The 23,328-nt window shown below is 33.2% G+C and carries 21 protein-coding genes, 1 pseudogene, 1 riboswitch and 2 other annotated features; of the genes and pseudogenes, 3 read left to right on the top strand and 19 right to left on the bottom strand.

From position 1 onward, the window contains the following. Positions 1 to 11: 11 nt before the first annotated feature. The 4 genes from V7Q02_RS10635 to V7Q02_RS10620 all read right to left on the bottom strand — a co-directional run bounded on the left by V7Q02_RS10635 (position 12) and on the right by V7Q02_RS10620 (position 4,546). Positions 12 to 1,961 (bottom strand): DNA gyrase/topoisomerase IV subunit B, encoded by a 1,950-nt coding sequence (locus V7Q02_RS10635; RefSeq protein WP_333860997.1) that lies wholly within the window; start codon positions 1,959 to 1,961, stop codon positions 12 to 14. Positions 1,962 to 2,072: 111 nt separating this feature from the next. Next, a complete protein-coding gene (locus tag V7Q02_RS10630; RefSeq protein WP_333860996.1) occupies positions 2,073 to 3,251 on the bottom strand; it encodes a sensor histidine kinase in 1,179 nt (392 codons plus the stop codon). Beyond that, entirely contained in the window at positions 3,244 to 3,930 is a 687-nt protein-coding gene (locus V7Q02_RS10625) for a response regulator transcription factor (protein ID WP_333860995.1), read from the bottom strand. Before V7Q02_RS10625 ends, V7Q02_RS10630 begins: the two co-directional genes overlap by 8 nt. 154 nt (positions 3,931 to 4,084) lie before the next feature. Further along, positions 4,085 to 4,546, bottom strand: a complete 462-nt coding sequence (locus tag V7Q02_RS10620; protein ID WP_333860993.1) for a DUF4342 domain-containing protein — start codon at positions 4,544 to 4,546, stop codon at positions 4,085 to 4,087. A gap of 322 nt (positions 4,547 to 4,868) precedes the next feature. On the opposite strand from V7Q02_RS10620, the gene cooS reads away from it, so the two are divergent. Next, positions 4,869 to 6,749: an anaerobic carbon-monoxide dehydrogenase catalytic subunit gene (gene cooS / locus V7Q02_RS10615; RefSeq protein ID WP_333860992.1), complete on the top strand. Its 1,881-nt coding sequence runs from the start codon at positions 4,869 to 4,871 to the stop codon at positions 6,747 to 6,749. A gap of 13 nt (positions 6,750 to 6,762) precedes the next feature. Here cooS and V7Q02_RS10610 read toward each other — a convergent pair whose 3' ends face one another. The 14 genes from V7Q02_RS10610 to V7Q02_RS10545 form a co-directional block, all read right to left on the bottom strand. Next, entirely contained in the window at positions 6,763 to 7,002 is a 240-nt protein-coding gene (locus V7Q02_RS10610; RefSeq protein WP_333860990.1) for a DeoR family transcriptional regulator, read from the bottom strand. A gap of 132 nt (positions 7,003 to 7,134) precedes the next feature. Next, a complete protein-coding gene (leuB, locus tag V7Q02_RS10605) occupies positions 7,135 to 8,208 on the bottom strand; it encodes a 3-isopropylmalate dehydrogenase (RefSeq protein ID WP_333860989.1) in 1,074 nt (357 codons plus the stop codon). Next, positions 8,205 to 8,699: a 3-isopropylmalate dehydratase small subunit gene (gene leuD / locus V7Q02_RS10600; RefSeq protein WP_333860988.1), complete on the bottom strand. Its 495-nt coding sequence runs from the start codon at positions 8,697 to 8,699 to the stop codon at positions 8,205 to 8,207. Before leuD ends, leuB begins: the two co-directional genes overlap by 4 nt. Next, positions 8,696 to 9,961 (bottom strand): 3-isopropylmalate dehydratase large subunit, encoded by a 1,266-nt coding sequence (leuC, locus tag V7Q02_RS10595; RefSeq protein WP_333860987.1) that lies wholly within the window; start codon positions 9,959 to 9,961, stop codon positions 8,696 to 8,698. The genes leuD and leuC overlap by 4 nt, the downstream gene beginning before the upstream one ends. 44 nt (positions 9,962 to 10,005) lie before the next feature. After that, complete coding sequence (locus V7Q02_RS10590; protein ID WP_333860986.1) at positions 10,006 to 11,550, bottom strand: 2-isopropylmalate synthase; 1,545 nt, start codon at positions 11,548 to 11,550, stop codon at positions 10,006 to 10,008. A 49-nt stretch (positions 11,551 to 11,599) separates the two neighbouring features. Further along, positions 11,600 to 11,798: a binding site (T-box leader), on the bottom strand. A gap of 92 nt (positions 11,799 to 11,890) precedes the next feature. Next, positions 11,891 to 12,087 (bottom strand) — a binding site (T-box leader). A gap of 64 nt (positions 12,088 to 12,151) precedes the next feature. Continuing rightward, entirely contained in the window at positions 12,152 to 13,939 is a 1,788-nt protein-coding gene (locus tag V7Q02_RS10585) for a methyl-accepting chemotaxis protein (protein WP_442882164.1), read from the bottom strand. 198 nt (positions 13,940 to 14,137) lie between these two features. Continuing rightward, entirely contained in the window at positions 14,138 to 15,007 is an 870-nt protein-coding gene (locus V7Q02_RS10580; protein ID WP_333860983.1) for a DUF1002 domain-containing protein, read from the bottom strand. A gap of 90 nt (positions 15,008 to 15,097) precedes the next feature. Continuing rightward, the gene (locus tag V7Q02_RS10575) at positions 15,098 to 15,712 is read right to left on the bottom strand and encodes a DUF3793 family protein (protein WP_333860982.1); all 615 of its coding nucleotides are present in this window, start codon (positions 15,710 to 15,712) and stop codon (positions 15,098 to 15,100) included. A 175-nt stretch (positions 15,713 to 15,887) separates the two neighbouring features. After that, on the bottom strand, positions 15,888 to 16,283 hold the full coding sequence (locus tag V7Q02_RS10570) for a flavodoxin (protein ID WP_333860981.1): 396 nt from the start codon (positions 16,281 to 16,283) through the stop codon (positions 15,888 to 15,890). A gap of 172 nt (positions 16,284 to 16,455) precedes the next feature. After that, positions 16,456 to 16,920 carry a 6,7-dimethyl-8-ribityllumazine synthase gene (gene ribH, locus V7Q02_RS10565; RefSeq protein WP_333860980.1) on the bottom strand — a complete coding sequence of 155 codons (465 nt, stop codon included), beginning with the start codon at positions 16,918 to 16,920 and terminating at the stop codon, positions 16,456 to 16,458. A 21-nt stretch (positions 16,921 to 16,941) separates the two neighbouring features. Next, the gene (locus V7Q02_RS10560) at positions 16,942 to 18,144 is read right to left on the bottom strand and encodes a bifunctional 3,4-dihydroxy-2-butanone-4-phosphate synthase/GTP cyclohydrolase II (RefSeq protein ID WP_333860979.1); all 1,203 of its coding nucleotides are present in this window, start codon (positions 18,142 to 18,144) and stop codon (positions 16,942 to 16,944) included. A gap of 72 nt (positions 18,145 to 18,216) precedes the next feature. After that, the gene (locus V7Q02_RS10555) at positions 18,217 to 18,870 is read right to left on the bottom strand and encodes a riboflavin synthase (protein ID WP_333860978.1); all 654 of its coding nucleotides are present in this window, start codon (positions 18,868 to 18,870) and stop codon (positions 18,217 to 18,219) included. Positions 18,871 to 18,890: 20 nt separating this feature from the next. Beyond that, complete coding sequence (gene ribD, locus V7Q02_RS10550) at positions 18,891 to 20,000, bottom strand: bifunctional diaminohydroxyphosphoribosylaminopyrimidine deaminase/5-amino-6-(5-phosphoribosylamino)uracil reductase RibD (RefSeq protein WP_333860977.1); 1,110 nt, start codon at positions 19,998 to 20,000, stop codon at positions 18,891 to 18,893. Between the two features lie 169 nt (positions 20,001 to 20,169). Continuing rightward, positions 20,170 to 20,287: riboswitch (FMN riboswitch) on the bottom strand. A 147-nt stretch (positions 20,288 to 20,434) separates the two neighbouring features. Then, positions 20,435 to 21,859, bottom strand: coding sequence for a transglutaminase domain-containing protein (locus V7Q02_RS10545; protein WP_333860975.1), 1,425 nt, complete (start codon positions 21,857 to 21,859; stop codon positions 20,435 to 20,437). Between the two features lie 323 nt (positions 21,860 to 22,182). On the opposite strand from V7Q02_RS10545, the gene V7Q02_RS10540 reads away from it, so the two are divergent. Beyond that, positions 22,183 to 22,575, top strand: coding sequence for a hypothetical protein (locus tag V7Q02_RS10540; protein ID WP_333860974.1), 393 nt, complete (start codon positions 22,183 to 22,185; stop codon positions 22,573 to 22,575). A 77-nt stretch (positions 22,576 to 22,652) separates the two neighbouring features. On the opposite strand, the pseudogene V7Q02_RS10535 reads toward V7Q02_RS10540, so the two are convergent. Then, positions 22,653 to 22,775: pseudogene (locus tag V7Q02_RS10535) on the bottom strand (hypothetical protein); the annotation flags it as partial. A 165-nt stretch (positions 22,776 to 22,940) separates the two neighbouring features. On the opposite strand from V7Q02_RS10535, the gene V7Q02_RS10530 reads away from it, so the two are divergent. After that, positions 22,941 to 23,174: a transposase family protein gene (locus V7Q02_RS10530; protein ID WP_333860972.1), complete on the top strand. Its 234-nt coding sequence runs from the start codon at positions 22,941 to 22,943 to the stop codon at positions 23,172 to 23,174. Positions 23,175 to 23,328 lie beyond the last annotated feature (154 nt).

Here is a 23,328-nt window from a genome sequence, read left to right as displayed (position 1 = left end):
TTGTGAATTGTCTAAAATTCTGCGTGTTTGTACATATATTTTTTCCTAGGTGCCACTACGTCTCCCATAAGTAAAGACACCATTTTTTCTGCCTTCACCACATCTTCTATGGTTATTTGCTGCAATGTTCTACTTTCAGGATTTAAAGTAGTATCCCAAAGCTGATCTGAATTCATCTCTCCAAGACCTTTATATCTCTGTATCAAAGCTTTAGAGCCTACTTCTCTTTTTGTCTGCAAAAGTTGATTGTCACTGTAGGCATACTTCACTACTTCTTTGCCCTTTACTTGTTTGTAGACCTTGTAAAGAGGTGGAAGTGCTATATAAAGATGTCCATTTAAAATAAGCTCTCTCATATATCTATACATATAAGTCATCCAAAGGGCCCTTATATGGTATCCATCCACATCTGCATCACTTAATATTATGATTTTATTATATTTAAGATCTTTTTCATTATAATTTTTCAATATTCCAGTGCCTATGGCAGTATTAAATATCTTTAACTCCTCACTGCCTAAGACATTTTCAAGTTTTTGTTTTTCTGTATTCATTATTTTGCCCTTTGAGGGCATTATGGTCTGAAACCTTCTATCTCTTGCCTGTTTTGCAGAGCCTCCTGCAGAATCCCCTTCCACCACTATAAACTCACATTTTGAAGGATCTTTTAAGGTGCATACTGCAATTTTTCCCGCAAGAGGTGCCGTTCCCTTACCTATCTTTTTCTTTTCCGCATCATTTATTTTTTTTATTTTTTCCCTTCTGGCAGCAGCATAGAGAGCATTATTTATTATGATAGAGGCAGTACTCTTATTATCCTCTATCCATTCTGATAATTTGGTGTAGGAAAGATCATTCATTATGGTATAGGCTTCACTATTTCCAAGCTTTGTTTTAGTCTGACCTTCAAACACAGGATTGTTTATGCTCACCTTTACTATAGCTGTCATTCCCTCTCTCAAGTCCTCTCCTTCAAATTCCCTGTCTTTTTCCTTTATGAGATTTAATTTTTTAGCCCACTCTTTAAACGCTCTGGTCATACCTGTTTTAAAACCGCTTTCATGAGTTCCAGACTCTGTAGTTGGAATATTATTTACATAACTTGCTATATGATATGTAGTAGAATCCGTAAACTGTATACACACCTCCCCTTTCATCTTTATACCTTCGACACTTCTCTCCCCTTGAAACAGTATAGGTTCTTTGTGAAGAGGTGTTTTACTTTCATTTAAATATTCTATAAAATCCAGGAGCCCTCTATCTGAATGATATTCTTTTTCAACTTTATTTTTTTCTTCCCAGTATATAAATTTTAAAGTTATTCCCTTATTCTGAAAAGCCAGTTCTTTAAGTCTTTCCTCTATTATATCAAGTTTAAAATCTACTGTAGAAAACACCTCTTTATCCGGCATAAAGGTTACTTTAGTTCCAGTATCCCCGGTATTTCCTATTATATCAAGTCCTGTTACGGGAGTTCCCGGCATGATTTTTTTAAGTGATTTATCATAGGCATGCTGGAACCTTTGCCTATATATATGTCCATTTTGTCTCACTTCCACCTCCATCCAGCTGGAAAGGGCATTTACCACTGCCCCTCCAACCCCATGAAGTCCTCCGGAAGTCTTATATATATCATTATTAAATTTACCTCCTGTGTGAAGGGAAGTAAATACCATTTCAACTCCATTTTTTTTAGTTACAGAATGGGTTCCTGTAGGTATTCCCCTGCCATTATCTATAACAGATACACTTCCATCCTGATTTAATATGACACATACCTTATCTCCAAATCCATTGGAAATTTCATCTATAGAATTATCTAATATTTCCCATATACAATGATGAAGACCTTTGGTACCGGTGGAGCCTATATACATACCCGGTCTTACACGTACTGGTTCAAGTTTTTCCAATGAAGTTAATGAGTTAACATCATAACTGTTGCTTATTTTATCTCCCACAAAATTCCTCCTTCAAATACCTGCGCTGCTCTAAGAAAAATACCCTCTAATCGCTAAAGAAGGCTTACAACTTTAAAATTATTATATAAATAATATTTAGAACATGCAAATTTATTTTACAGGAAAGGTAATTTTCATAACTGTCCCTATATCAAGTTCACTCCACACGTCTATTTTGCCCTTATGTATGTCAAGTATCCATTTTGCAATGGAAAGTCCAAGTCCCGTGCCTCCGCTGGATTTTGTTCTTGACTCATCTGCCCTGTAAAACCTTTCAAATATATGTGGAATATGCTCTTTGGAAATGCCTATGCCTGTATCCGCCACAGTTATGACAGCAGCATTTATATCCTCTGCAAAATAGCAGTCCAGTTTAATAATTCCCCCTTCCTTTGTATATTTGATACTGTTATCCATAAATACCCTCAATGCCTCTTTAATAAGTTTCCTATCTGCATATACACTGAATTTTTCATTATGCTCACTTTCTATATGATGATCTTTATGCACTAATTTTGTCTCTTTTATCAGTTCCTCAATAAGTTCACCCAGTATAAACTCTTCTTTTTCAACTTTTTGAGCCTTTTTATCTCCTCTTGCAAGAAATAATAGCTTTTCTATCAAGTCTTTCATATTTTCGGATTCACTTTTAATTGCACAAATAGACTCTTCCAGAATTTCTCTATCATCCTTTCCCCATCTATGCAGAAGATTTGCGTATCCCTGAATTACGGAAATAGGAGTTCTCAGCTCATGGGAGGCATCAGACACAAATTGATTCTGCTGCTTTACAGAACTTTCAATTCTATCTAACATTTCATTAAACGTCTTTGCAAGATCCTTTAATTCATTTTTTGAACCCTTTATATTAAGACGTTTATTTAGATCATTTATAGATATTTCCCGTACAGTATTTGTCATTTTTTCCACCGGAGATAAAAATTTTTTGCTGGCCTTTGAGACTACAATTGTAGTAATGGCCAATGCTACACTATAGGCTATAAACATAATTCCTGTCAAAACTGAAATATAATCATTATTTATTCCTCTGCCCATATAGTATTTAAAGGCCGCAATTATACACACTCCTATCAGTGAAAAAACCAGGATAAATGTAAATACATAAGTTACTGTAATTTTGAAAGTCAAAGAAAATCTAAATTTCTCCAAGATTCTCCAGGCAATGTCTTCTGTAATATCATACAAAAACTTAAAAATTACTTTTGAAAATGAAAACAGTATTTTTACAATTTTAAATATTATCTTATAGAGAGGTTTTTTATCACTCATTCCTAAATTGATACCCCACTCCACGAATGGTATATATATACTTTATATTAAATTTGTCATCAATTTTACTTCTTAAATAGCGAATGTACACATCCACTATATTCGTGTCTCCCAGGTAATCATATCCCCAGACCTTATCCAGTATATTTTCCCTTGAAAGTGCAATATCTTTATTTATCATTAAATATTTTAAAAGATCAAATTCTTTCTTTGTTAAATCTATGGATGTATTTTCATAGGTAACAACATGCCTGTCAATATCCATTTGAAGATTACCTGCACTTACAATATCATTAGTTTTTACATCATTATTGCTTTTATGCTTAAATACTACCCTGATTCTTGCAAGAAGTTCCTCTATGGCAAAGGGTTTTGTCATGTAATCTTCAGCACCTATATCAAGTCCCATAACCTTATCCATAATTTCATCCTTTGCAGTAAGCATTATAACGGGAACATTAGAGGTCTGTCTAAGTCTTCTTAGTACTTCCATTCCATTCATAGAAGGAAGCATAACATCAAGTATAACAAGGTCATATCCCCCATTTAAAGCTTTTTCAAGTGCCGCCCTTCCGTCTCCCACCTGCTCTGCTATATATCCTTCATGTTCCAGTTCAAGCTGAACAAATCTGGCTATTTTTACTTCATCTTCCACAATAAGAATTCTCTTGCCAGTCATTATATCGCCCCTTTTCAGTTCACGATTTACGATTTACAGTTCATAATTTACAATTTATGGTTCACAGTTCTCGATTTGCAGTTTACAGTTATTATATTTTATTTTGTAAAAAATTTAAAGCCTGCCATATGATAAATCATAAGCAGGCAGACCTTTAGGCATTATTAAATTCTTTTGTTATTTTATCTTTAACATCTGTCACCACATTTGAAACCTTGTCTATTTTGCTGTTGATATTTAAATCTTCCCCATCTTCCTTGCGAAACCTTATCTTACAGCCTGTAACCAGGGCAATTATAATAGATACCACTGCAGCTGGCATTGCAAATATAACAAATATTGCAGCTAAAGTGGAAGGTATGTTAAGCAGTGTTTTTTTATCTTTTGATATTACAAGTCTTATTTTATTGGCCTTTATAATCAACCTTTTTATTTTTCCCATAAAATTTGAACTTCCCAAAGGTTCTTTTTCAGGTTTAATCTTATTTTGTTCCTCAAGGTAAGAAAGTGCTTCAACTATATCTCCATTGCACTTTTCCAGTGCTTCCTTTGCTTCCTTGTAACCTACATTTGCTCTTTTCCTTAAAAGGTCAATCTGTTCAATACTAATTGACATATAAACTTCCTCCTATTTATTTTTATTTGATATAAGCTTCTATACTTATATAATAAAAACATTTCATTAGAGTAAAATTAGTAGAACATTAAAATTTAATTAGAAAATACAAAGTGAATATATAAATAATTTATGTAAATGAAGAGGATCAAACCTACAAAATTGGCTGCACGTATAAAAAAACAGTTATGAATATTTTGCAATATCATATTGACAAAGTTTTTACAAAAGTTTATATTATAACTATTAATAAATAATATTTGTAGACTATATATATTTTATAATAAAAAATATTATCAAATTGTAATTAGGAGGATTTATTATGTCAAATAACAAAATCTGTGAATCTGCTGATAAAATTCTTGAAAATTTTATAAGTTCCCTAGAAGATGTACAAACTTCACATCATAGAGTAGATAGTCAAAAAATTAAATGTAACTTTGGCCAAATGGGAGTATGCTGTAAATTATGTGCAAATGGTCCCTGTAGGATAACCCCTGCTTCCCCAAAAGGAATATGTGGAGCTAATGCAGACACCATAGTTGCCAGAAATTTTCTGCGTGCTGTAGCTGCAGGAAGCGGTTGTTATATTCATATAGTAGAAAACACAGCTAGAAATGTAAAATCCCTGGGAGAAAGTGGCGGGGAAATAAAAGGAATGAATGTTTTAAATAATTTAGCAGAAAAACTAGGCATAACAGAAACTGACCCCCACAAAAAAGCTGTGTTAGTGGCCGACGCAATACTAAAGGATTTGTATAAACCAAAGTTTGAAAAAATGGAGGTTATAAATAAAATAGCCTATGAACCTAGACTTAAAAACTGGAAAGAATTAAATATAATGCCAGGCGGCGCAAAATCAGAGGTATTTGACGGTATAGTAGAAACTTCCACAAATTTAAATAGTGATCCTGTAAATATGCTGTTAACCTGTTTAAGACTTGGAATATCCACCGGTATCTATGGACTTACCCTTACCAATTTATTAAATGATATTATCTTAGGTGAACCCGAAATAAGGGCTGCAAAGGTTGGTTTCAAGGTAGTGGATCCTGATTATATAAATTTAATGATAACAGGTCATCAGCATTCCATGATTGCCCACCTTCAGGACAAACTTATAGAACCTGAAATTATCCAAAAGGCCAATAAAGTAGGTGCAAAGGGATTTAGACTGGTAGGATGCACCTGTGTAGGACAGGATCTCCAGCTGAGAGGTAAACACTATACTGAAGTCTTTTCAGGTCATGCAGGAAATAACTTTACCAGTGAAGCTCTCATAGCTACAGGTGGAATAGATGCCATAGTATCAGAATTCAACTGTACACTTCCTGGTATTGAACCAATAACAGATAAATTTATGGTTAAAATGATATGTATTGATGAGGTAAGTAAAAAATCCAATGCAGATTATATAGAGTATTCCTATAAAGACAGAGAAAAAATAAGTGATTATATTATAGATAAGGCTCTTGAAAGCTATACTGAAAGAAGAGCCAATGTTAAAATCAATATTCCTAAAGATCATGGTTTTGATGACGTAATAACTGGTGTAAGTGAAACTTCTCTTAAAAAATTTTTAGGGGGGAGTTGGAAACCCTTTGTGGATCTCATAGCCTCCGGTAAAATAAAAGGTGTGGCAGCCATAGTAGGATGTTCAAACCTAACTGCCAAAGGACATGATATATTTACAGTAGAACTTGCAAAAGAACTTATAAAGAGAAACATAATCATACTCTCTGCGGGATGTTCCAGTGGTGGCCTTGAAAATGTAGGACTTATGTCACCTGGTGCTGCCCAACTTGCAGGAGACAGTTTAAAAGAAGTATGCAAGAGCCTTGGTATACCACCTGTACTTAATTTTGGTCCTTGTCTTGCTATTGGAAGACTTGAAATTGTAGCAAAGGAACTGGCAGAATACTTAAACATTGATATTCCGAAACTGCCCCTTGTTCTTTCAGCACCCCAATGGCTTGAAGAACAAGCCCTGGCAGATGGAAGCTTCGGACTTGCCCTTGGACTTCCTCTCCACCTTGCCATATCCCCATTCATAGGAGGAAGTAAAGTTGTTACAAAAGTTCTCTGTGAGGACATGGTAAATCTTACAGGCGGAAAACTTATAATTGAGGATGACATAGTAAAGGCTGCGGACATACTGGAGGAAACCATAGTTGAAAGAAGAAAAAGCCTGGGCCTTCATTAGATTTAAATAGCGTTTAGAGTAATCTATTGATTTCCAACATAACAAGTCCCCCTCTATTTCCATTCTTGTTTCTACAACGGGTACAATCTGTATTACAGTTTGTACCCCCAATTACCTTTCTAATATACCCATTATTTTCAAGATATTCCAGTTGTGCTTTTACGGTGTTTACTTCTACCTTTAACATATTTGCAATATCTTCTAGGGAATAAGTTTCTCCCTGATTAAATATATTCAATAATTTAATCAACATAAAAAATATATTTTCCACTCCAAAAAGCCAATTATTTTTTTCTATATTCCAGAGGAAAGCTGGAATAACAAACCTGATTTTCCAGCGTATTTATGAACATATCTCCTCTCATTTCTTTTAAAGTGGAAAAACTTATACAGACTGCATATTTTTAATTATAAGCTCTGCCATTTCCTCTGTGCCTACAATTTTCGAGCTTTCTGTAGCAATATCTAAAGTTCTATACCCTTCTTTTAAAACTTTAGATATTGAATTTTCTATATTTCTAGAAACCTCATCCATATTGAAACTATATTTAAACATCATGGATATACTCATAAGGGTGCCAATAGGATTAGCTTTATTCTGCCCTGCAATATCCGGTGCAGAACCATGTATAGGTTCGTATAATCCAAAAGAATCCTGACGTACACTGGCAGAAGGCAACATTCCAAGGGAACCTGTAAGCATTGAAGCTTCATCACTTAAAATATCTCCAAACATATTTTCTGTTAAAATCACATCAAATTGCCTAGGATCTTTAATAAGCTGCATAGCAGCATTATCCACATACATATAGTTAAGTTCTACATCACCATATTCCTTGGAAATTTCTCCTACAACTTCCCTCCACAATTTAGAACTTTCAAGTACATTGGCCTTATCTATCAAAGTAAGTTTTTTATTTCTCTTTCTTGCAATTTCAAAAGACCGCCTGGCAATTCTATCTATTTCAAAGGTGGAATAACTTATGGTATCCCAAGCTTTCTGTCCCTCTTCTACCTCCATCCTTCCTTTTTCCCCAAAATATGCCCCTCCAGTTAACTCCCTCACTATCATTATATCAAGTCCTTCTCCAAGCACTTCAGGTTTTAAATTTGAAGCGGATTTAAGTTCTGGAAACAATATGGCAGGTCTTAAATTTGCAAATACACCAAGGGCTTTTCTTATACCCAGAAGTCCTGCTTCAGGCCTTAAATTGCCCGGTAATTTATCCCATTTAGGTCCTCCTACTGCCCCTAAAAGTACCGAATCACTTCTTTTACAAACTTCTATAGTCTCCTCTGGAAGAGGTGTGCCTTTTTCATCTATGGCACTCCCTCCTAAAAGTACCTTTTCACATTGAAGATCAAACTTATATTTATCTGCTGCTACCTTTAAAACTTTTTCTCCCTGGGTTATTATTTCCTTCCCTACTCCATCTCCTGGTATAATAGCTATTTTCACTTGCTTTCCACCTCTTTTTTTATATAGTTTATAAGTCCTTGAGACTCTATTATCTTCTGCATAAATTCTGGAAAAGGTGCCGCCTTATAAGTTTTATTTTTAGTTATATTGGTGATTACTCCTGAATTTACATCAATGGATATTTCATCATTTTCTTCTATATCCTTTGCAGCTTCCTCACATTCCATTATTGGAAGTCCTATATTTATAGAATTTCTAAAAAATATTCTGGCAAAAGTTTCTGCTATCACGCAGCTTATCCCCGATGCCTTAATAGCTATAGGAGCATGCTCTCTGGAGGAACCGCATCCAAAATTTTTACCTGCTATAATTATATCCCCCTTATTTATTTTTTTTGAAAAATCCTTATCCAAATCTTCCATACAGTGAGAAGCAAGTTCCTTTTCATCACTGGTATTTAAGTATCTTGCCGGAATTATAACATCTGTATCAATATTGTCTCCATATTTAATAGTTTTCCCCTTTATCATTTTACAACCTCCTCTGGTGATGAAATTTTTCCTGTTACAGCAGAAGCCGCTGCTACTGCGGGACTTGCCAAATAGACTTCACTTTCTACATGACCCATTCTGCCTGTAAAATTCCTGTTTGTAGTAGCTACCGCCCTTTCTCCTTTTGCAAGTATACCCATATGTCCTCCAAGGCATGGTCCACAGGTAGGAGTACTCACTACTGCTCCTGCCTCTATGAATATCTCAAGAAGTCCTTCCTTTAAGGCTTGAAGATATATACTTTGAGTAGCAGGAAATATAATTGTTCTTACATTTGAGTTCACTTTTCTTCCCTTTAATACTTTGGCTGCCTCCCTTAAATCCCCTATTCTTCCATTGGTACAGGAACCTATAACTACCTGATCTATTTTCACCTCTCCCACATCATCAATAGTTCTAGTATTTTCAGGTATATGAGGAAATGCTACTGTAGGGCGAATTTCTGACAAATCTATTTCTATGGTTTTAATATAGTCTGCATTTTCATCTGCTTCATACACAGTATAATTTCTATTTGAATGTTCTTTTACATATTCTATGGTTTTTTCATCTACTGGGAAAATTCCATTTTTAGCCCCTGCTTCAATAGCCATATTAGCTATGGTGAACCTGTCATCCATGGATAATTCCCCTACACCCTCTCCTGCAAATTCCATTGAATTATAAAGAGCTCCGTCTACTCCTATCATTCCAATAATATGGAGAATAATGTCTTTTCCACTTACCCAGGGCTTTAATTTACCCTTTAGTACAAATTTTATAGCTTCTGGAACCTTAAACCAGGCTTCTCCTGTGGCCATTCCTGCTGCCATATCCGTACTTCCAACCCCTGTGGAGAATGCTCCTAGGGCACCATAGGTACAAGTATGAGAATCTGCACCTATTATTACATCTCCACATACTGCTAATCCTTTTTCAGGGATAAGGGCATGCTCAATTCCCATCTGACCTATTTCAAAATAATTTTTAATACCTTTGTCCTTCGCAAATTCTCTTACACATTTGCACTGCTCAGCTGATTTTATATCCTTATTAGGAGTAAAATGATCTGGAACAATTGCAACCTTCTCCCTGTTAAAAACCTCCTGGCTTCCAATTTTATTAAATTCATTTATAGCTACCGGAGTAGTTATATCATTTCCAAGTACTAAATCCAATTTTACTTTTATTAATTCTCCCGCTTTTACACTGTCCAGCCCTGCATGGAAAGCTAGTATTTTTTGTGTCATAGTCATTGCCACATAAATCACTCCTATCAAAATTTTATATTAATTATACATATTTCTTAATTGGACGAGATTTTTTTTAAATCCTTTGAATGGGTTTCATAATATAGTTTATTTACAGCATTTATAAAAGCTATACCGCTGGCCTCTACAATATCTGTACTTATACCTTTTGCAGAAAATATCTTTCCTTCCTTTTCAATTCTTACAGTTACTTCTCCCATTGCATCTTTTCCGCTTCCTACAGCCTTTATAAAATAATCACTTAAAGTAACGTCTATGCCCGTGGCTTTTTCAATAGCTTTAAATGTAGCATCTACAGGTCCATCTCCGCAAGAGGCTTCACTCAATTTTTTCCCATTACATTCAATCTCTACAGTAGAAGTAGATACAACGGTGTTCCCCGTAAAAACTTGATAATACTTTAATTTAAATACTTCTGGAACATGAAATATCTCATTTTTAACAAGACTTTCTATATCCTCATCGGATATATGTTTTTTCTTATCTGCTAGCTCTTTGAACTTCTTGAAAATTTCATCTGTCTTTTCTTTGCTTAAATCCTTATATCCCATTTCATGCAAATGCTCTACAAAAGCATGTCTTCCAGAATGTTTTCCTAAAACTATAAAATTTTTCTTAAGTCCTACAGATTCCGGTGTCATAATTTCATAGGTTTCTCTGCAGTTTAATACACCATGTTGGTGTATGCCGGATTCATGTGCAAAAGCATTGGCTCCCACTATTGCCTTGTTTCCTTGAACCTGCATGCCTGTTACATGACTTACTATACTACTGGTTTTAGTTATCTCTTCTGTAGCAATATCTGTGTGACAATTAAAACTATCAGCCCTGGTGCTAATAGCCATTACAATTTCTTCAAGGGCTGCATTCCCTGCCCTTTCTCCAAGTCCATTTATGGCACATTCAACCTGTTCTGCTCCATTTTTAATAGCCGACAGAGAATTTGCCACAGCCAGCCCCAAGTCATTATGACAATGCACACTTATAATTGCCTTATCAATATTTTTTACATTTTCTTTAATTCCTTTGATAAATGCGCCATATTCTAAAGGAGTAGTATAACCCACTGTATCTGGTATATTTACTACATCTGCACCAGCTTCTATAACCGCCTCTAAAACTTTATACAAAAACTCAGGCCTTGTTCTTGTGGCATCTTCTGGTGAAAATTCTATACTTGGACATAATCCCTTAGCATATCTTACCATATCTGATGCCCTTTTTAAAACTTCTTCAGGTTTCATATTTAACTTATGCTCCATGTGAATATCCGATGTAGCAAGGAAAATATGAATTCTTGGTTTTAAGGAACCTTTAAGCGCTTCCCAGGCACAGTCTATATCTTCCTTTGAAGCCCTTGCAAGTCCCACTATGACGGGACCTTGTATACTATCTGCAATAGCTTTGACTGCCTCAAAATCTCCATGAGAAGCCTTGGGAAATCCAGCTTCTATGATATCTACAGATAACTTCTGAAGCTGTTTTGCAATGGTAATTTTATCATTTATATTAAGGCTCACCTTAGGTGTCTGCTCTCCATCCCTTAATGTAGTGTCAAATATATATATTTTCTTTGTCATAAAAATTCCTCCCTTTTAAATTAAATAAAAATATAAAAAACAGACTTCTCCATGGGGCGAGAAGTCTGTCGCGGTGCCACCCAAATTTTTTTCTCAATCAAATAACGGCATAAACCGGTAGAACCTACTAAAAATTTCAGCCTACAACTCCAGGGTGAGTTCAACTTGTATAATTTATGGGTTTTCACCTATTCCCACTCTCTTTTAAATCAATTCACAGGTCTACTATTCCCTATCATGGTTTTTACAATTCACAATTTACAATGCACAGTTCACAATTTATAGTTTACAATACATAGTTTATAGATTTTTTATTTTTTAAATATAAAAAACAGACTTCTCATGGGGCGAGGAGTCTGTCGCGGTACCACCCAAATTTTTTCTTAATTTAATAACGACAATACTGCCGGCACAACCTACTAAAATTTCAGTCTGCAACTCAAGAGTGAGTTCAATGTGTACTATCTATGGGTTTCCACCTGACCCCACTCTCTTCAAAATAAAAACACACCTACTAGCCTCTATCTCCGTTTTTACAATCATCTATATATCTGTCAGTATATTATAAATTAAATTTTATGTCAATAGATATATAGCTTTTCTATAATAAAAATTTATTTACTTTTTCTTTTAACTCACCTGAAACCTGTTCTAAATCTACTGTAAGCTTTTTTACATCTTCCATTTTTTCTCTTACTTCCAAGGTGGAAGCTGTTATTTCCTCCGAAGATGCTGCTATCTCCTGTGTAACTGAAAGTATGGAGTCCATGGAAGAACTAACTATATCCTTATTTTCATAAACTTCTTCTATCTTGGATACATTTTTCCCAATTACCTTTGGCATGTTTTCCATAAAATCAATTACTTTTCCCAGTGTTTGTTTTGTTTCATCTATGGTATCCACCTGGGATTCTATTACTTTACTTGAAGTCTCCACACTATCTGCAGAAATATTAACTGTATCTATAAGTTCTTTTATAAGTATATTAATTTGTTTTACAGATTCAAAAGTTTCATCTGACAGTTCTTTAATTTGTTCTGCCACCACGGCAAAACCTCTTCCTGCTTCACCAGCTCTTGCAGATTCTATAGATGCATTTAAAGAGAGCAAATTTATTTCATTTGAAATTCCCTCTATGGTCTCTACTATACTCACTATATCATTGGATTTATCCAATAATTTTTTTATATTGCTGTTTGTTTCCCTGGATGCTTCTATGTTTTCCTTATTTTTGTTTTCAAGTTCACCAAGTATGTTTATAATATTTGAATTTAACTCACTAGCCTTTAATACATCTTCTCTCATAGTAATGCTGTTTTCTTTTACCATATCTATATTTTTAGACAGCATATTCATACTTTCAAGGCTTTGCTGCATATCTTTAGCAGAATCACTTATGGCAGATGATACCTGTTCCATGGCATCCTTTATTCCCGTGGAATTTTCAGTAGTAACCTGGGTAAAAGAACCTATGTTGACTATTTTTTCATCTATTACAATGGATGTATTTTTTATTTTCACAAGAACATTTCTTATTTCACCTATCATCTCATTAAATATTTGTGCTATAATTCCTATTTCATCTTCATTCTTTATATTCACCTTTACAGACATATTGCCTTTAGATGCCCTCTTCATGGAATTTATTATTTCACTTAAAGGTTTTACTTTATTCTTCATAAGAATGCCTATAAATAACATAGAAATTAGTATTATAACTGCAGATATTATAACTATGAGTATTAAAATTTTGTATAAGGGTTTATAAAAATCTTCATCGTAACACCCTACATTTATGTACCAGTCCCAGGGCTCAAAATAAGCCACAGCATTTATTTTAGGCCTTTCACGAATTTCCCCCGGGTTTTTCCAGTTAAAATGTACTATCCCTCCATCTTTGGGATTCTTGGCTTCATCCATTATAAGCTGTACCAAACTGTTTCCATCTGAGTCCTTAATACTTGATATATCCTCTCCTTCTTTATAAGGGTGCATCATTTCAACTCCCTTACTATTAACAGCATACATATATGCCTGTATACCTAATTCTAAATCTGAATTAAGTCCCCTAGTTTTTCCATCAGACTGTTTTGAATTTAACATTTTATTTTTAAATATCTCTTGAGCTTCAGTCCTAGTAAGCTTTCCTTTTTGAACCTGTTCCTCAAGTGATTCCATCATTACAATACCCATCTGTATTCTATTTTTTATAGCAGTCTCTCCTAAATTTGTAAGTTCCTTTTTTGTATTATAAAAACATACCGCTCCTATTACAATTATAGAGACCACGATTAAAACAAAGAATTTTAAATAAGAACTAAGAAAACTCCAGCTTAGTCTGTCATTTTTTAGTCTATATTCTTCAGATTTTTTTTCTTTCATAAACATTTACCCCTTCCACCATAAATACATATTGATTTACCATACTACTTTATTATAACCTATACTTACATATAATCAAATATAATATTATAAACCCCTCCACATATGCTTATATAAGGGGTTTATGTCAAAATTTATACAGGTTCTTTATAAGGATAAATTTCTTTCACAGTATTTTAAAGTGTATAAAATACCACACCATCTTTAGAATAAACTGCTAAAAAAATTTTTAATAGCTTCTATAATTTTAGAAAAAAATCCTTTAGCTTCCTCGGAAGATATGCTTCCTTTTAATTGATCTGTCACATTATTTAGTTGGTCTTTCAATTCAGAAAAGTTCAAGTTTAAACCATTTATTTTACTCATTAAAGATACTATTTTATCTACGTCTTCAGAGGATAAATTAAAGTTATAATTGTTAACCACATTTTGCACTATGTTTTTTATTTCCCCTTCTGTCTTAGGTTTTTCTTTAACTACATCTGTCTTTATTTCATTTATTAAACCTGCTGCTTCATCTTTTCCTATTTTATCTCCCAAGTTTCCTGTGGTTACCAGTTCATCATTGGCAACTTTTTTGGTTTCTTCGTCAATTTTATTTCCTGCAGTACTATTTTCAAACCCTTTTAAAATGCCTGTAAGAGCCGCAGTTCCAGATACATTAAAAGGAGCAGCCGCTTTAACATTGGCATTTTTTACCCCTGCAGTTATAAGGGCATTTTTTATCATGCTGCTGCTTACCCAATATATATTATTGGTGGATACCTGAAGTCCTCCACTGGATGTTGGCTCTACGTAAGCACAGGATATGGATTTAGTCCCTATTTGTTCACTGCTTGCCACATCTCCCAAATACTTTTTCTCTTCGTCTATATTTACTTCTATTACATTGACTTCCTGTTTATTAACCTTGAAATATTCCAGCATATCATTTTTTTGCTGTTCTGTAAGATTTCCTCCCAAGGTGACTACCTTATATGCATCTGCCTGTACTTTATTTACCCCTCCCATTAATATTACAGATAAAACCATAAATACTGTTAACAATTTACTTGTAAATACTCTCCACTTCATATTTAAAATCTCCTTTTTAATATACTAATAAATATAATATACTACATTTATTAATATAAAAAGTACCAAATTGTAAAAACATATAGCACTTTAAGAAGATAGTAGCTTTACTACCTTTGTAATTCCAATATCATTTTGAATGAATTTTAAAAAATTATTTTTTGATTTATTATAATTTTCAAATACCTGAAGGGCTCCTTCTCTGTCATTATAAACTTTCCAGTAACCACAGCATACACATTCTTTTTCATTACAATTCATAAAATATTCCACATCTCTAAGGGGTATGCCCAAAAAGATTCCCATCTCGTGAGGGCAAAAATTATATTCATATCTATTTTTAAGAAGATTCAACTTCTCAATTAGAGACATGGAGTTTGAATACCCAAATTTACTTAAAAATTCAGCATTATCCTTATCACACAATACTTCAGAGAGCATTTTTTCATTATAAAATAAAAGTACTACGGAATTTTCCTTTCTATTGATTTCAAATACTTTTAAATTTATATTATCCAAATATTCACATCCATATTTGCACCACAGATCATACATATTTTTATTTCTATTGGATATAGTAACTATAGAAGATGGTTTATATCCTGTAATAGTAGGGGATAGTGCATAGGTTATAAGACTCATCATACATTCTTTTTCATCGGTATTGTACATATATTTAATAAATTCCTGGTTCAAACTTTTCACATTTTACCAACTCCCTTTAATATAACACTAGGATTCCAAGGCAAAAAATATTTCATAAAAATATATTTAAACTTAGAATCCTACAGGTATTATCATGTATCCAATTTTAAAATTTAATCCTATAAAAATTTCGTTATTTTCCTATGTTAATATAAAAATATATTATTCTACAATATTAGTACACAGCTACTTCTCTTCCAAAATTTTTGCATTCTTCTTCTGAACTTCCCTCTGGGGCTTCTTGTACAATTAATCCTTCATTTAACAGATTGGCTCCATAGCCTTCCATTCTTTCAAACCAGCTTCTCATCCATTCTCCATCGCCCCATCCATAAGAACCAAATAGACCTAATTTTTTGCCGGATACAGAAGAAGCAATAATAACCTCTGCACCCATGGCTGGAGAACCTAATAACACTACATCTGCACCTTTTACATCATCCACACTGGCTTCTGACACATGTAAAAGCTTAACTTCAGCACCTTTTTCTTTGGCACCTTCCTCTATTAATTTAGCCATAGCTTCTGTATTGCCTGTTCCTGTCCAATAAATAATATTTACTTTACTCATTTTTATCATCTCTTCAAGTTCCTGAAATAATCGATAATGAAAATCATTATCATATATAATAATATATCTGTTTATTATAATTGTCAATAGTTACATAACATATTTCATATAAAAATAAAAAACAGAGGATTAAAAGGATTTCTCCTGAATCATCTGTTTTAAATATATTCTCTTATTCTAACTCCTTGATTAGATTAGCCATTTCTATGGCAGCCATGGCTCCATCATATCCTTTGTTTCCACTTTTAGTTCCCGCTCTTTCTATAGCTTGTTCTATATTGTCTGTGGTAAGTACACTGAATATTACTGGAATATTACTTTCCAATGAAACATTTGCTATACCCTTTGAAACCTCACTGGATACATAATCAAAATGAGGAGTGGCTCCCTTGATTACGGCTCCTAAACATATCACTGCATCATATTTTCTGGAAAAAGCCATCTTCTTTGAAATCATAGGTATCTCAAATGCTCCCGGTACCCAGGTTATATCTATATTATCTTCTTCCGCTCCATGCCTTTTTAAGCAGTCTAAAGCTCCAGACAATAATTTAGACACTATAAACTCATTAAATCTTCCTACAACTATTCCAAACTTTAGCCCTTCTGCATTTAACTTTCCTTCATAAACTTTCATATTTTCAATCTCCTTTATATATTAATAATTTAAGATATGTCCCATTTTTTCCTGTTTTGTTTTAAGATAAAAAACATCATAAGCAGATGCCTTCATTTGGATTGGCACTCTTTCTGTAATATTTATGCCATACCTAGTTAGCTGCTCCATTTTATCTGGATTATTTGTCATAAGCCTTATATTTTCAACGGATAAATCTTTTAAGATCTGTGCCGCAGCGTAATAATCTCTTAAATCTTCCTCAAAACCCAATGCAATATTTGCCTCAACAGTATCCATGCCCTTATCCTGCAATGCATAAGCCTTTAACTTATTAATTATACCTATTCCTCTTCCCTCTTGATTCATATATAGGAGAATACCTTGTCCCTCTTCTTCAATTTGGGTCATGGCCCTTGCATACTGCTGGCCACAATCGCATCTTACAGAACCGAAAGTATCTCCTGTAAGACATTCTGAATGCACTCTACACAAAACTGAATTTCCCTTTGACAAATCTCCTTTTACAAGAGCCATATGATGTTCTCCATTTATTTTATTTACATACCCATAGGCTATAAATTCTCCATACTTGGTTGGCAGTTTTGTATGCACTACTCTCTCTACGAAATTTTCTTTTTGTTTTCTGTATTCCTGCAGAGCTTTAATTGTGATAAACTTCAATTGGTATTTTTGGGCAAATTTTAATAGTTCAGAAGTTCTCATCATAGTACCGTCATCTCTCATTATTTCACAGCAAAGTCCACACTCTTTTAAATTTGCCAGTTTCATAAGATCAACAGTAGCTTCCGTATGACCATTACGCTCCAGAACCCCATATTCTTTGGCACGCAGTGGAAACATATGTCCAGGCCTTCTAAAATCCTCCGGTTTTGCACCCTCTTCTACAGATTTCAATGCAGTTATAGAACGCTCTGCAGCTGAAATTCCAGTAGTTGTACTTACGTGATCTATAGATACCGTAAAGGCTGTTTCATGGTTGTCCGTATTATTTGAAACCATCTGTGGAAGGTTTAATTTAGAAATCATTTTGCTGCTCATAGGCATACAAATAAGTCCCTTTGCATGGGTTGCCATAAAATTAACATTTTCCTGGGTGGCAAATTCTGCTGCACAGATTAAATCCCCTTCATTTTCCCTATCTTCATCATCTGTTACAAGAATCATCTTGCCTTGTTTAAGATCTTCTAAGGCTTCTTCAATACTATTAAATTTATTACTCATAATTTTCAACTCCTCTTTTAAAAATACTATTAATTATACTATTTTAGTTACAACACAAATTTAAATTTTTGTTTACAAGAACCCATTTTCCTTTAACAGTTGTTCTGTTATGCTGGAACTTTTTACTGGTTCTTTTTCTCTTCTTAAAATAAGATTTTCAATGTATTTTCCTATTAAATCACATTCTGTATTTATTTCATCCCCCACATTTTTATACTGCAAAATAGTTTGCGCCTTAGTATGGGGGATTAACGATACACTAATACAGTCTTTATGCACCTGTGCTATGGTAAGGCTCACTCCATCTAAAGCTACAGAACCTTTTGAAACCATGTATTTTAGCAATTCTAAAGGAGGCTGTATAACAAGCCAGGTGGCTATATCCTCTTTTTTTACTTCCTTTACCCTGGAAATTCCATCTATATGTCCTGTTACTATATGTCCTCCCAGTCTTTCTCCTACTTTCACCGCCCTTTCTAAATTCACACTGCTGTTTCTTTTTAAAAGTTTCAAATTGCTTTTTCTAAGCGTTTCAGCCATTACATCTACTGTAAAAGAATTTCCTGTAAAACTTGTTACTGTAAGACAAGCTCCATTTACAGCTATGCTGTCTCCTAATTTGACTTCTTCTAAAACCTTCCTGGAAGAGATAGTTATTTTAGAAGAATTTTCTCCATTTTTTATTTCTAATATTTGTCCAATTTCCTCTACTAAACCTGTAAACAATATTCCCTTCCCCTTTTTAATTATTTTTCTACATATCCTTGAAACATTATATCTTCTCCCGAACTTGAACAGCTGATATTTTTTAATTTGACAGCCTTTTTTAAATCCTCAATGCCTTTTCCTTCCACAGAAGTTTTTGCCTCTGATCCCCCTATTATTTTAGGTGCTATAAAATAGACAACCTTATCTACAATTCCCGAGTTTAAAGCAGAAAAATTAAGTGATCCTCCTCCCTCTATAAGCAAACTGTCTATGCCAATTTCCCCTAATTTTTCTATTAAAATCTTTAAATTTACCTTACCTGATTCATCCTTGGGACAAACAATTACATCTGCTCCCATTTTCTCTATCTCATACTTTTTACCTTTATTGTGCTCCTCTGTACAGGCTATTATGATTTTTCTCTGTTTTATGGTATCAAAAATGTTACAATCCATAGGTATCCTTAATTTAGAATCTAAAATTACAGCTATGGGACTTTTGCATTTTTTTTCAAGCCTTGTGGTTAAAAGTGGATTATCTGAAAGTATAGTACCTATGCCCACTGCAATTGCCATAACCCTGTTTCTTATGTGATGGACAAAATTTCTGGATTTTTCACAGGTTATCCACTTTGACTGTCCTGTAAAGGTTGCTATTTTACCATCCAATGTCACTGCAGACTTCAATATGACAAAAGGATGTTTTTCAGTAATATACTTTATAAATATTTCATTTACACTTAAAGCTTCTTTTTCCAGAACATCTGTAACCACTTCTATTCCCTTATTTCTTAAAAACTCTATGCCCCTACCTGAAACCAGTGGATTAGGATCCTTCAATGCAATCACTACCCTTTTTATTCCTGCCTTTACTATAGCTTCTACACAGGGTGGAGTTTTTCCATAATGAGAACAAGGTTCCAAAGTTACATATATCTCTCCCCCAGAAGCTTCATCACCTGCTTCTTCTAATGCATATACCTCTGCATGAGGTCCTCCATAAAATTTGTGATAGCCTTTTCCCACTATCTTGCCTTCTTTTACTACCAGAGCTCCCACCTGCGGGTTTGGATTCACAAAACCTTCTCCCTTTAAAGCCAATTCTAAAGCAATTTTCATATAATGTTCCTCTTTATTGTGATAATTCATAAAATTGAATTCCTCCCCCTGTGTTCTTAAATACAGAAAACGTTCCTCTTTAAATACAGCTGTTATCCAGTATTTTTTCCATATAAAAACCCCCTGAAAACACCTTCAGGGGGATAATAAACACACTAAGCATAACCTAGCATATAATAAAATACATACTACAAAAAATCTCCACTTTCTCACATCCAGACTTTACTGTCGGTACTGGAATTCAACCAGTTCCTGCTGATAATCAGCTCGCGGACTATACCGCCGATCGGGAATTTCACCCTGCCCCGAAAGCATATTATTAAGTTTTGACTACAACTTTAATATATACCTCTTTTTTTCACTTGTCAATAGAAATTTTTGAAAAATTACAATTTATACTACATTTTTATCCAAACAAACAAATTCCGTTTAAGTCTGAAAATCACTTCATAATTGAAAATAGCTCAATCCCTTACTATGATAACATATTTTGCTCCTGAAATCTCGTCTGAATAAGTAGTTATAGTAACTCCTTCCCAAATATTATATTTTCTGCATATTCTATTTAAAGTCTGGGTTATATTATACTTACCAGAATCATAATCCAATATTTTCAAACTTACAGACTTTCCTCCCTGTGACAATGCATCTTCTACTACACTATAGAAATCATTATAGTTATTAACAACTTTTATGTCATTTCCATGAATATCTTTTTCTACTACATTGAGATTGTCAAAACTGTATTCAGTGCTGGTACACTCTGGATAATCATCTTTATTCCACCTATGATTCTTTGCAATCTCATCATCGGTTATATTAAAATAAGAATGAGAAAGCCTATTTAAGCCATCATTTGTAACAGGATCATCCCAGGTAGAATCCAACTGATAATACTGTCCCTGTATTTTTACTATATTCCATGCATGTCCAATCCATTCAGTGCCATTATTTGCATCTCCTATTACCATACTGGACTCTATTCCCGCTGCCCTAAGAAGCCTGTCCATAGCATCTGCATAACCCTGACACACTCCAATTCCATTTATCAAAACACCATAGGCTGTATATGAATCCTTAGGCATATTACCCGTATATGCCCTTTCATCATATTTTGTATTGTTGACTACATAGTCATGAAGCACTAGCTCTTTTTCATAATCTTCCATATCAGAAGTAATTAAATCACCTATAATTTCACTAACTTTTTTTTGTACATCATTTTCCTTTTCTATTAAATTTTCCTTTGTATCTGTATATTTAAAACCTATGGTAATTTTTACAGGGTTTACATATTCAACATTACTTGTTGCTCCTGAATATCTTGCCCTTAAATCGGGGAAATCAACCAATATTTTGTTTATAACATCTAAATTGTATTGATTTTTATCATAATTGCTCACATTTAAAATTAGAGTATCTGCATAACTATATAATGCATCCTTTAAGGCATTATAGTACTGTGAGTAGTTTTCTACATCAATGGGAGTCTTTAAATTGTTTTTCTCCACTGTAAAATTATATTTTACCCCTTTATTTAATTCCTTGCCTTCCACAGACTTTAATCCACTATCCACTACCAGCACATATTGTCTTCCTGCCTCATATGAACTCACAGGAGAAACCTGTATGGTACCTGTGGATGAATTTATAATATTAACATTTAAAGGTATGGTACTTCCCTGTTCATATATTTTTATAAAATTTTTAGCAGAATCTGAATCAATATCTTTATTAAAAGTAATAGTCCAGGCCTTCTTGTTATTTACAGTAGAAATATTATTATCATTCCAAATTTTATACTCTCCTGCTGCATAACAACTTTCACCTGAAAATATGAAAATAAATAATATGCCTATTATCATAAACCTATATATTTTTTTTAACACTTTATCACCTCCATGTAATCATGTAACATTGAAATATAATTAAAATAACTATATTACAGTTGTATTACAAACCAATTAACATTTTTCAATATTTTTATTAACAAAATTTTGCACTTTAAAATCTCGGCATATTCTGTTAATGTTAAATTAATATGATTCTAAAGTTTATTTTATCCATTAATAATACTATTTCCAACATATCAATTCAAATATAATTATCTAATATAATGCAAAAATAAAGATTATATTGTATAATTATCTAAAAACGCATTTTTTTATTATGTAAACTTATATTTAATTCTAAAATTTTATTTCTAGAGGTGATGGCTTTGAATAAATTTTTAAATAAAATTTCCTATTATTTCAGAGATAGCTATGGTATGGATAAACTCTCCAAGCATCTTTATATAGGAGGATTGGTAATTCTTCTTATAAAACCTGTTTACACATTAAGTTTTGTATTTATAGTATACAGCACCTGGAGATGTATTTCAAAGAACAAATATAAAAGGTTCAGAGAATTACAGGCTTATGAAAATTTTATTTCACCTTTAATTTATAAAATTAAAAATTTTATAAATTCACAAAATCCACATAATCCTTATAAAATATTTAAATGTCCAAATTGTGCCCAGAAATTAAGGGTTCCGAGAAAAAAAGGTAAAATAACTATAACTTGTAATAAGTGTGGAACTTCTTTCAAGGGCAAATCCTAACAAATCAAAAATACAAGGTGTGCATTATTACTAAAAAATGTTCACCTTGCATTTTTGATTTAAGTATTAAATATCTTTTAAGTATTCTTGGTAACTAATTTCTGTTCCAACTTACCGGTAACCAAAGAATACACTACTGGAACAACTATAAATGTGAGAAAAGTGGCTGTTAAAAGTCCAAACATTATAGTTACAGACATATGTATTTTAGTTTGTAGAAATTAAGGTTCAACCACGACTTTTGTGAATAATTAAGGATACCATTAATTGTATTACCAATATGATGGCAAAAAGGTTGAAAAGCATCCGATATCTCCTTATGATTATCTTATAGCAAAAAAAACAAAATAAGGACTGATTATCGAATGCCTTTAGACTTTAATTTTATAGAAAATTTAATAGGATTGCAAGATATTAAAGTAAGATCTCTAAATGTAAATAATGGAGTAGTTGAAATATATGCAGAATCAAAAACTCATTCAGCTATTTGTCCTAAATGTAACAAAACAACCTATAAGGTTCATGATCATAGAGAACAATCCTATGAGCATTTACCCATCTGGAATAAAGTAATATTCACTTTACACAAAGTTTTTTAAAGGCTTATTAAGAGGTACCTGTTCAAGCACCTCAAATTTTTTCATGTAAGTATAAAAACAATTAAGTGTCCTTTACCAAACTGTCTTATCTCTGTGTAAACAAATGTTCCCATTATCCTAATTCATGGTTATTAGTTATGCTACGAAAAAACAT

Origin of the sequence: Clostridium sp., from assembly GCF_036781005.1 — a bacterium.
Lineage (GTDB): Bacteria > Bacillota > Clostridia > Clostridiales > Clostridiaceae > Clostridium_B.
Note: the sequence above shows the minus strand (reverse complement) of the source record. Positions and strands in the feature narration are given on the sequence as shown.